At 59.4% G+C, this 8,981-nt stretch carries 10 protein-coding genes and 1 pseudogene; 5 read left to right on the forward strand and 6 right to left on the reverse strand.

What is annotated here, in order from left to right; genetic code table 11:
- Nucleotides 1–194 precede the first annotated feature (194 nt).
- Nucleotides 195–827 carry a LysE family transporter gene (locus ACFFAR_RS13180; RefSeq protein ID WP_174363951.1) on the forward strand — a complete coding sequence of 211 codons (633 nt, stop codon included), beginning with the start codon at nt 195–197 and terminating at the stop codon, nt 825–827.
- Between the two features lie 83 nt (nt 828–910).
- Here ACFFAR_RS13180 and ACFFAR_RS13185 read toward each other — a convergent pair whose 3' ends face one another.
- The 3 genes and pseudogenes from ACFFAR_RS13185 to ACFFAR_RS13195 all read right to left on the reverse strand — a co-directional run bounded on the left by ACFFAR_RS13185 (nt 911) and on the right by ACFFAR_RS13195 (nt 2,099).
- Nucleotides 911–1,240, reverse strand: coding sequence for a DNA mismatch repair protein MutT (locus ACFFAR_RS13185; protein ID WP_375507988.1), 330 nt, complete (start codon nt 1,238–1,240; stop codon nt 911–913).
- Nucleotides 1,241–1,250: 10 nt separating this feature from the next.
- Nucleotides 1,251–1,364: pseudogene (locus tag ACFFAR_RS13190) on the reverse strand (DNA mismatch repair protein MutT); the annotation flags it as partial.
- 15 nt (nt 1,365–1,379) lie between these two features.
- On the reverse strand, nt 1,380–2,099 hold the full coding sequence (locus ACFFAR_RS13195; RefSeq protein WP_375507987.1) for a hypothetical protein: 720 nt from the start codon (nt 2,097–2,099) through the stop codon (nt 1,380–1,382).
- Nucleotides 2,100–2,234: 135 nt separating this feature from the next.
- On the opposite strand from ACFFAR_RS13195, the gene ACFFAR_RS13200 reads away from it, so the two are divergent.
- Nucleotides 2,235–2,804, forward strand: coding sequence for an isochorismatase family protein (locus tag ACFFAR_RS13200; protein ID WP_174363950.1), 570 nt, complete (start codon nt 2,235–2,237; stop codon nt 2,802–2,804).
- A gap of 43 nt (nt 2,805–2,847) precedes the next feature.
- Here ACFFAR_RS13200 and ACFFAR_RS13205 read toward each other — a convergent pair whose 3' ends face one another.
- Nucleotides 2,848–3,291: a type II 3-dehydroquinate dehydratase gene (locus tag ACFFAR_RS13205; RefSeq protein ID WP_174363949.1), complete on the reverse strand. Its 444-nt coding sequence runs from the start codon at nt 3,289–3,291 to the stop codon at nt 2,848–2,850.
- A 17-nt stretch (nt 3,292–3,308) separates the two neighbouring features.
- Nucleotides 3,309–4,676: an MFS transporter gene (locus ACFFAR_RS13210; RefSeq protein WP_174363948.1), complete on the reverse strand. Its 1,368-nt coding sequence runs from the start codon at nt 4,674–4,676 to the stop codon at nt 3,309–3,311.
- A 226-nt stretch (nt 4,677–4,902) separates the two neighbouring features.
- Between ACFFAR_RS13210 and ACFFAR_RS13215 the strand changes: the two genes are divergently transcribed.
- Together ACFFAR_RS13215 and ACFFAR_RS13220 are read left to right on the forward strand one after the other, a co-directional pair.
- Nucleotides 4,903–5,685, forward strand: a complete 783-nt coding sequence (locus ACFFAR_RS13215) for a helix-turn-helix domain-containing protein (protein WP_174363947.1) — start codon at nt 4,903–4,905, stop codon at nt 5,683–5,685.
- A 42-nt stretch (nt 5,686–5,727) separates the two neighbouring features.
- Nucleotides 5,728–6,633, forward strand: a complete 906-nt coding sequence (locus ACFFAR_RS13220; RefSeq protein ID WP_375507983.1) for a LysR substrate-binding domain-containing protein — start codon at nt 5,728–5,730, stop codon at nt 6,631–6,633.
- A 44-nt stretch (nt 6,634–6,677) separates the two neighbouring features.
- Here the strand turns inward: ACFFAR_RS13220 and ACFFAR_RS13225 are convergent, their stop codons facing one another.
- Nucleotides 6,678–7,301: a cupin domain-containing protein gene (locus tag ACFFAR_RS13225; protein ID WP_174365471.1), complete on the reverse strand. Its 624-nt coding sequence runs from the start codon at nt 7,299–7,301 to the stop codon at nt 6,678–6,680.
- A 283-nt stretch (nt 7,302–7,584) separates the two neighbouring features.
- Here ACFFAR_RS13225 and ACFFAR_RS13230 point away from each other — a divergent pair, with 283 nt between their 5' ends.
- The gene (locus ACFFAR_RS13230) at nt 7,585–8,466 is read left to right on the forward strand and encodes an EamA family transporter (protein ID WP_174365472.1); all 882 of its coding nucleotides are present in this window, start codon (nt 7,585–7,587) and stop codon (nt 8,464–8,466) included.
- Nucleotides 8,467–8,981: the final 515 nt, after the last annotated feature.

An 8,981-nucleotide genomic window follows, 5' to 3' on the forward strand; every position in this document is an offset into this window, starting at 1 on the left:
CAATCCGGGCATGGTCGCGGTCGTGAACTGAACGTCTGTCGCAACTCACTGCGACCGGCCGCCGTTTCCGACAGCAATCGTTCAATCCCCTGTCTCCGCATCTGTCCAGGCAGAGACTTCGAACCCGCTTCGCCCGGCAATCGTGGCAGAATCAAGCTGCCTTCGGAACCATCCAACCACTCAACAAATCACGAATGTCCCTTCATACCTGGTTTCTTTTCGCGACGGCGTATCTCGTCACCACGATTTCACCCGGTCCCAACGTTCTACTCGTGATCCGTAACACGGTCAGGTACGGAAGCCGGGGAACCGCTTCCACGATCGCCGGGAACCTGCTGGCTCAACTGGTGGTGGTCATCCTTGTTGCGCTGGGCGTGGGCGCCGTGCTGATTGCGATGCCCCCGCTATTCGTCGGCATGAAAGTGACCGGTGCTCTCTATCTCATGTACCTCGGCGTGAAGCAATTAAGACATCAGGCGCCTGACGCGACATCTGCTGCCAATGCTCAGATTGCGCACGTATATAACAAAGGGAAGATTTTCCGGGAATCAGTTCTGGTTTCAGGCAGCAACCCCAAGACACTTATTTTTCTTTCGGCCTTCATGCCACAGTTCATCGCCCATGACCGTCCGTTGCCCGGGCAGTTCATGGTCATGTATTTGACCGTCGCTGCAATCGTGGCGCTTGTCCACACGATCTATTCGGTGAGCGTCCGTCGCTTTCACAACGGACTTGGGACGAGTCGCTGGCTGGGCGCCGTGAAACGCAGCAGCGGATTGGTCTTTATCGCCCTCGGTATCAAGCTGTTGACCGCCAAGCGCGTTTGACGCTGAACTGACAGATGGGGCGCCGCCATTGGTCAGTCCGCGTCGGGCAGAAGACGACCCTGGTTTGCTTCAAAGCCGGTCACTCATGGGCCGAAAACGCCTGCCTCATCAAGCATGTCGATCAGCCCCTCCGGGTAGACAGTCTCGGTCGTGCTGGACAGTTCCTCCCGGCCCCACCACCGGTGATCGGCCATCACTTCACTCTCTTGCGCCGTCCAACCATCACGTGAGATGGATTCCGCGTCCGTATGAACGACGAAATAGTGTTCGACCGCCAGGACGCGCTCGTTATCCGGTAACTGTAGAGACCCTTCGCGCCGACCGACCAGCCCGGATATCTGCGCCTCGTAGATGCCAGTTTCTTCGCGCAGCTCGTATCGTGGCGTCCTCGAACGTCTCTCCTTGCTCGACACCTCCGCCCGGCGTCGCCCAGTAGTGCCTGGCCGCCAGCACGCCAGTCCTATGGACGAACCGGAACAGCAGGACTTGCCGCTTCGGGGTGGTGATCAGTAATCTGGCTGAAGGACGATCACGCATGGGAATGAATCGGAGTCACCCGGACAATTGCAAAGCCCGCAGAATACGCCCTTCATACGCAGGCGAGTCCCTTCCGGAGTTTTCAATCGCAAGCTTGGAGAATGGAAGTTCCTCGAACAGAGTATCCGTGGTGCAACGGTAATCGCGATATAAAGCGACAAGTCCTTCCAAGCCCGCGAAACCCCTACGCGTGCAGTAGGGCGCTGCAAGCTTCCAGTTCGCCTGGTAATCGATCCACTCGGCGCCACGCTCGGCGCATACGGCCTGAACGGCTTGTTCGACGTCCCTCTGCCAAAGGTATAAGACAAAGGGATTGAGCGGCGCAATGACAGTGGCAAGTGTCTGCACGTAGTTCGAAATGAGCGCTGGCTCGGCCTCCATGAGAAACAGATTGGTCAGGTCGCCATGAAATAGCTGACCATCCATGACCGGGACCGTGGCGCCCGATTGTGTGGTCTCGACAAACGCGGCCCATTTCGCGAGCGCGCGTTCCTGAAGCTGCACCGGCGTCACATCGCGCCAAGGTTCGAACCAGTGCTCCAGTTCGTCAGTTGCGCGCACTGGATGCGGGTCTGTCCTTTCATGCACGGCCGGCGCTTGCTGCCCCATCTCTTGCAAGCGTTTCGCAATGAAGCGCATTGTCGTGGATTTACCGGACCCCATGATGCCTTCGATTATCACGAGTCGATGATCAGTAAAGGGTTCTGCGTTGACGGTCGTTGTAGAGCCCATCATGTTCAACTCAGTAGTCATAGCTGGATGGCGGAGGCTGGTTCATTGCGATTGCTTTCCTACGTCTTGAAATGGTCACTTGCGTCACGGTCAGCATATCCCGCTAAGATACATTCTTCCTCTTAAATGCATCTGTCCATGACGACGTTAGCCTATCGCCCCAACACCGCCCTTGTTGTCATCGATCTTCAGAATGAAGTCGTTGCAAACGCATACCGACGTCATGAAGTGCTCGACTCAGTCCGGATACTTTTAGAAAAGGCGCGCAGCGCTCAGATCCCGGTTGTCTGGGTTCGTCACGCCGACGAAGACCTGCACGCAGGCAGCGAAGCCTGGCAGATCGTTTCTGAACTTGTTCCGGCGCGAGGTGAAGCGATCATCGAAAAAAGTTATCGCGACGCATTTGAAGGCACCGATCTGGAACAGGTGCTGGCGGCGCTTGGCGTTGGCAAGCTCATTGTTGCCGGCGCGCAGACCGATATGTGCATACGCTCGACGCTGCATGGAGCACTCGTGCGCGGCTATGACGCAACGCTCGTCGGCGATGCCCATACGACCGAAGACAGGACGCAAAGGGGCGCACCCTCGCCGGCCGCCGTGATCCGGCACACCAATCTGTACTGGAGCAACCAGAAGGCGCCTGGCCGATCGGGTGCAGTCATCGAGACGAAAGACATCGATTTCACGCGCAGCGTTTCGCAAACATAAGCCGTTTGCGTTCCAGACCGCGTTTCCCTGCGCGTCACCCTGCTCATGCCCGCTGGATCGCTCCCGCAACCGCACGAACAGCAAGCAGGTATCCATCGACACCCAGCCCGCAGATCACACCGCGCGCCGCCAGTGAAATCAGTGAATGCCGATACTGCTCGTCGCGCTGATGGATGTTGGTGATATGCACCTCGATCACCGGCTGGCGAATCAACTTGACTGCGTCGAGCACCGGTATCGACGCAAACGAGAACCCCGCCGGGTTGATGACAACGGCCGCATCCTTTTCAAAGGCTTCCTGCAACCAGTCGACCATCACGCCTTCATGGTTCGTCTGGCGAAACTCGCATTCGAGGCCAAGCTCGCTCGCAAGAGCCTCAGTGCGTTCCTTCACCTGAGCCATGGTCGTCGTGCCGTACAGGTGCGGTTCGCGCTTGCCCAGCATGTTCAGGTTTGATCCGTTCAGCACATATACAAGTGGCTTCATTTTGCATTGCCTGCGTGTCAAGGAGAGGGAGATTGCGTAGATGCATGCACGGATGAACCCATCACTTCCCTTGCAGAGTCGACCCGGTTCAAGTCGATACCCAGGGTTTCGGGCGCGGTCAGAATCGCGGCCAGGGAAATGACGTTGAACGTGACGCACACGGCGACGACACCCCACGGCGAGCCGTTGCAAAGGGCGAAGAGCCACACCGCAACAACGGGCATGGGACCGCCTGCAATCAGGTTGGCGCCGGTGTACGCCAGCGCCGAGCCTGAGTAGCGCACATTGGTCGGGAACGCTTCGGCGAATGCAACCGGCTGGATGCCGCTTTGAAACTGAGTGAAGCCGAGAAAGAAGCCCATTGCCGCAAGCATGGGCACGAAACTCCTGGTATCGAGAATCTGGAAGTACACGAACAACATCAGCAAGGTGGCGATCGAACCTATCGCCAGCGCTTTCTTGCGGCCGATCCGGTCGCTCAGCATGCCGCCGGCCAGCGCGCCGACGATCGCACACATGTTGGCCCCCATCAACAGCAGGAAGCCAGTCTGCTTCGGCACGCCCAGCGTTTTCGTGACGTAACTCAGCGAGAACACGACGATCAGATAAAAGATCGCAGCAGGGCCGCAAAAGAACAGCATCCACCGAAGCACTGTTCGCCAGTGAAGGCGCAGTGCATCGCGCAGCGGACTGCCCACGCGCACGACTTCGGTTTTTCGAAGCGCGACGAATGCAGGGGTCTCGCTGACTCGCAGCCGGATGTAGATTCCGACGATCACGAGAATGAAGCTCAGGAGGAACGGGATGCGCCAGCCGTATGCATCGAACGCTTGCGCCGACATCGCCGATGACAGCGCGAGCAGGACGCCGTTGGCCATGATCTGGCTGAGCGGCGAGCACAACCCGAGAAGGCCGGAGTATTTGCCGCGCCGATCGGACCTTGCGTGTTCGATCGCCATCAACTGCGCGCCCGTCGATTCACCGCCCAGCGCAAAACCCTGCAGGATGCGCAGCACTACGAGCAGTAACGGTGCCCATACACCGATGCTTGCGTAGGTCGGCAGCAGGCCCATCAGCATCGAGCACACACCCATGATGGTGACAGTACCGAGCATCAGGTTGCGTCGTCCCATCTTGTCGCCGAGATAACCGCAAATGATGGCGCCCAGCGGTCGCGCCGCGAGTCCGACGCCGAACGTTGCAAGCGAAGCCAGTAATGCGGACGTCGAATCCATCGAAGGGAAAAACAGCTTGGGCAAGACGGTAGCGGCCAGTGCGCCGTATAACGTGAAGTCAAACCATTCGAGTGCCGTCCCGACAGCGGCGGCGGTCACTGCGCGCGTGCGCATCGCCTGTTGCGCGGGTAAGTGCGATTGCTGATCCATGTTGTCTCCGTTTCCAAACCGGTGTTGGCGCCGCGTCGCGAACCTGGTTTTTAGTCGCGCGAGGTCCATGTTTTTTGTCACGCGTCCCGTGGAACCGGTGTAAAAAACCATCCGGCCGGGGTGCATACGGCACAGACTACCAGCGTGGCCGGGACGGTATTCCAGGGTGGAATGTCATTCCGTATCGTGCAATCATGGGCACTCTGTCGAGTGGAAGGGAGTCTTCATGCCGGGCGTGACCGAAAGAACTCTGGCGGTGCTGGAATTTCTCGCGACTCAAATGGAAGGGACGCCGCTTGCGTTGATTTCGGACCAACTCGAGATTCCACGCAGCGCGTGCCATCGCCTGCTCGTCGATCTCAAGCAATGCGGCTATGTCCGTCAGTTACGCGAGCATGGCGACTATGTGCTGACCACGAAGCTCGCAGGACTGGGCCTCAGTTATCTGGCGACCTCCGGCATCATCGACATTGCGCAAACGCTGCTCGACCGGCTCGCGGAAACATCCGGCGAGCTTGTACGGCTCGCGATCGTCGACGGAGACAGGCTGACGTGGGTCGCCAAGGCGCAAGGTGCGCTGAAGGGGTTGCGATACGACCCGGACATGGGTATGGACACCGTTCTTTCGTGCAGCGCGACGGGGCACGCCTGGATGATGACAATGACCGATGAGCGTGCGCTCGAACTGGTGACGCGCCAGGGGTTCGGGCAACCAAAGCAATACGGGCCGAGAGCGCCGACTACCGTGAAGGCGCTCCTGGAGTTCGTCGATGCGGCCCGCGCCCGTGGCTACGCTACGATTTACGAAGTGTTCGCGCCGGGGATGACTGCGATGGCCGCTCCGGTTCAACGACGGGGTTATCCCGCGATCGGGGTGATCAGCATTGCAGGTCCCGCTGTCCGGCTGACGGAAAAGCGTATGACAACACTTGGCCCTGCACTTGTATCGGCTGCAACCGAACTCGCGGCTGCAAGCCTGGCGTCTCCGCTATTTGGCCGGATGCGTTAGTGTCTCGTACGAACGAAGAATCTGAAACCACCTATACCTCCCATGTCCGACCTGCGCAACCTGACGTTTGAACATCTGCTCAACTACATCGCCGTCGTCGAAACAGGTTCGTTCACGCGCGCAGCGCAGAGGCGCGGCATTGGCAAGACGACAGTCAGCGACAGCATCCAGCGGCTGGAACTGCAACTGGGTGCGAGCCTCATCGTCCGGACCACACGGCGGATCAGCGTGACGGAGGCAGGCGCTTCATTCTTTGAGACGTGTCGTGAGATCGTGCGTCTCGCCGACGAAGCCATGTCCGTCATCAGCCCATCGCAAGACGAGCTGCGTGGAACATTGCGGGTTGCGTCATCGGTCGAGTACAGCGCGGTCGTCCTCGCTCCGGTCCTGGCCCGGATGCAAAGAGCACATCCGGCGCTGCGCATCGAGATGGTATCTGCCGACCGCCTGATCGATTTGATAACGGACGGCGTCGATGTGGCGATCCGTCTTACCGAACTTGCTGACTCTAGTCATCGCGCAGTGCGCATCGGCGAATATTCGAAGTGGCTGGTCGCCAGTCCCGGCTTTGTCGTGCGTAACCCGCTTCCGGAACAGATCGACGACGCAGCCACCCTCGCCTTTGTCGGGCTCTCAGTCCTGCCCCATCCCGCGCGTTTCAAGGCGCATCGCGCTGATGGAACAATGCGCGAGATCAATTTCTCCACCGGCGTGTTGGCCGACACCGTCTACGCATGCCGTGCGGCTGCAGCCGAAGGCGCCGGCATTGCGCTATTGCCCGATTTCTCGGTGCTTGCAGATCTGGCCACGGGTCGGCTGGTTCGCGTGTACCCCGACTGGTCGACGACATCCACGGCGATCCATGCGTTGATTCCGCCGGGCAAGCATACGGCGCCGAAAACCCGGGTGTTCATCGATATGCTCAAGGCCGATCGCGGCGTTGCATGACGATGGCCGGCTGAACACCTGTGCGCTACGCCATGGCGTGCCATTCATGCTGCGCCAGCCAGATGACCATGACGGAGCAGGATGACTGTCGGCACTTCGGCATACGGTGCGTGCGTGGCACCCGGATGCAGACGCAACCACGTTCCAGCAGGACAGCGTTCCTCACCATTCCTTATTTCTCCGCTTAGAACGAATAGCTCTTCGCCGCTCGGATGCGTGTGATCGCGGGTCTGCGCGCCCGGTTCCCAGGCGACGAGGCTGACATGCTGAACGCCGCTTGCTAACGAAACTACGCGCATCCGGGGATTGACTCCCTCACGCCAAGCCCGCTCTCGCGCCGTGCGAAGCAGCGGATGACACACCGAAGCACATGCCTGGCGATATACAAGCAAGCGTGCACCGCTCTCGCCTGCGCGCACGACAGTCGCGTTGCACAGGATCAGGAAATCATGGGTATGGAGCGAATGATCATCGGTTTCGGCATCGCCTTGCAGTACGTATAGATCATGGCGCTGGCCGGCATCCAGCGTATATGTCGCAAAGGGGGCAAGGTCGACCACACCTACCCATTGCGCGTCTGCAGCATGCGTCAGATGTGTGATCTCGCATGTGCCTCGCGGCGATGCATCGAGATCGACCCAGGCTCGTTCGATCGATTGTGTTTGCATGTCTGCTCCTTGCTCCGCTGATGCGATCTGTCGCTCGGCCGGTTGACCGTCGAAGCGATTGTGCGCAATCACACGGCATGCCGGAAGGGGGCAAAGCGGCAAGACAGAATCCGTGTTTTGCGGACAATGCCGGCGGCCAAACTCGATTGTCCGTAAATGGCGGATTCTGTATCGCCACCGCGCCTGCTTATCACGTGCGACGTCCTCCAAGACAATTCGATGACCGAAATTCATTCGAGTTTCATTACGGAGGACCATCGTGAACACATCCGCTTCATTGAGCATGTCCGGCACGTCCGCCTCGCTTCGGGCAACAGGCGCAGTCGCTTTTACGGTCCTTTCGTGGGCTGCAGCGTTTCCTTTCATCCGGCTCGGTTTGCATGGACTTTCGCCAATGCAACTGGCAGCCGCGCGCTTCGCAACAGCGGCGGTCCTGGTCGTGGGCTGGCTTGTTTATCGGCGGCCGAAAAGACCTTCGCTGCGCGATTCGATGCTCTTCGCCCTGTCCGGTTTTCTTGGCATCGCAAGCTATAACGCGCTCCTGAATACTGCGGAGCTGACGGTTGCGCCGGGCGCGGCGGCCTTCATCATGAGCACGTCGCCCATCTTTACCGCCCTCCTGGCGGCCGTTTTCCTTCGTGAAAAGATCAACCTATGGGGTTGGCTCGGCTCGCTGTTCAGCTTTGCAGGCATTGGGCTGATCGCGTGCGGACAACCCGGTGGTCTCGCGCCCGGTAGTGGTGCCACGCTCATCCTGCTCGCCGCCCTGGCATCCTCCGCATACTTCGTGCTGCAAAGACGCCTGATCCCAACTTACGGTCCGCTCGCAAGTACCGCCTATACATTGCTCGCGGGTGCGTTGCTGTTATCGCCCTGGTTGCCTGGCGCCATGGGCGCGCTTGCCGCACCTTCTGCATCAGCGGCGACGTGGGGCGCCGTGGTGGTTCTCGGCGTATTTCCTGCCGCGCTCGGATACGCGACATGGACCATCGGCTTAGGCCATTTCGGCGCGGCACGTGCGTCCAACTTCTTGTATCTGGTACCTGCAATCGCGACCGGGTTGTCGATGTGTCTGACGGGCGAGCGCCCCGGGTTGAGTACGGTCGCCGGTGGACTGATGGCGATTGCAGGCGTCGCGTTCGTCGCGTGGCGCGGCCGGGTTTGATGATTGCGTCGCAAGGTGGCGGCGAGTCCGCTCTGTAAGTTCTCGACGCACGCCACTGCGCATGGCTTGCAGATTAAAGGCCGATATATCTTCATCAGCATCACTGAGCAAATCACCTGAAGCGCTTCAGGTTTGCCACGAGCGCCTGCAATCGAGCAGGTATTCACTGCGCTGACGCGAACGCATCGAAATAATCTTGGTCAATAAGTCGCGGTCAGGATCCAACTCAGGATCCAACTTTTACGCATCGGCGCAACTGAGATCAAATATGCGAATAGCCAGCATCAGCATCCTGCTTCGTGGCCGGCCGACTAGGTTGCCGGCCGGCTTGTCGTCGCCAATGGTCGAAAGCCCGAAACCAGCGACTCTCGATTACATCGTCCACATCTACGTCCGTGCGGTCCGCGCTCCCGCGTGCGATACTTTTTACCCCGCTACCCTACCGAGTGGTCTCGCTGCCACGCGGCTCTCGTTGAAAGGAACCTCATGTCATCCGTTCAAACTTCCTCGTCCGC

Origin of the sequence: uncultured Caballeronia sp., from assembly GCF_964243625.1 — a bacterium.
Lineage (GTDB): Bacteria > Pseudomonadota > Gammaproteobacteria > Burkholderiales > Burkholderiaceae > Caballeronia.

Coding starts and splice junctions, on each gene's coding strand:
- ACFFAR_RS13230 (WP_174365472.1), top strand. CDS start 7,585: ATGTCCGGCACGTCCGCCTCGCTTCGGGCAACAGGCGCAGTCGCTTTT.
- ACFFAR_RS13220 (WP_375507983.1), top strand. CDS start 5,728: ATGTCCGACCTGCGCAACCTGACGTTTGAACATCTGCTCAACTACATC.
- ACFFAR_RS13225 (WP_174365471.1), bottom strand. CDS start 7,301: ATGCAAACACAATCGATCGAACGAGCCTGGGTCGATCTCGATGCATCG.
- ACFFAR_RS13205 (WP_174363949.1), bottom strand. CDS start 3,291: ATGAAGCCACTTGTATATGTGCTGAACGGATCAAACCTGAACATGCTG.
- ACFFAR_RS13200 (WP_174363950.1), top strand. CDS start 2,235: ATGACGACGTTAGCCTATCGCCCCAACACCGCCCTTGTTGTCATCGAT.
- ACFFAR_RS13215 (WP_174363947.1), top strand. CDS start 4,903: ATGCCGGGCGTGACCGAAAGAACTCTGGCGGTGCTGGAATTTCTCGCG.
- ACFFAR_RS13180 (WP_174363951.1), top strand. CDS start 195: ATGTCCCTTCATACCTGGTTTCTTTTCGCGACGGCGTATCTCGTCACC.
- ACFFAR_RS13210 (WP_174363948.1), bottom strand. CDS start 4,676: ATGGATCAGCAATCGCACTTACCCGCGCAACAGGCGATGCGCACGCGC.
- ACFFAR_RS13195 (WP_375507987.1), bottom strand. CDS start 2,099: ATGATGGGCTCTACAACGACCGTCAACGCAGAACCCTTTACTGATCAT.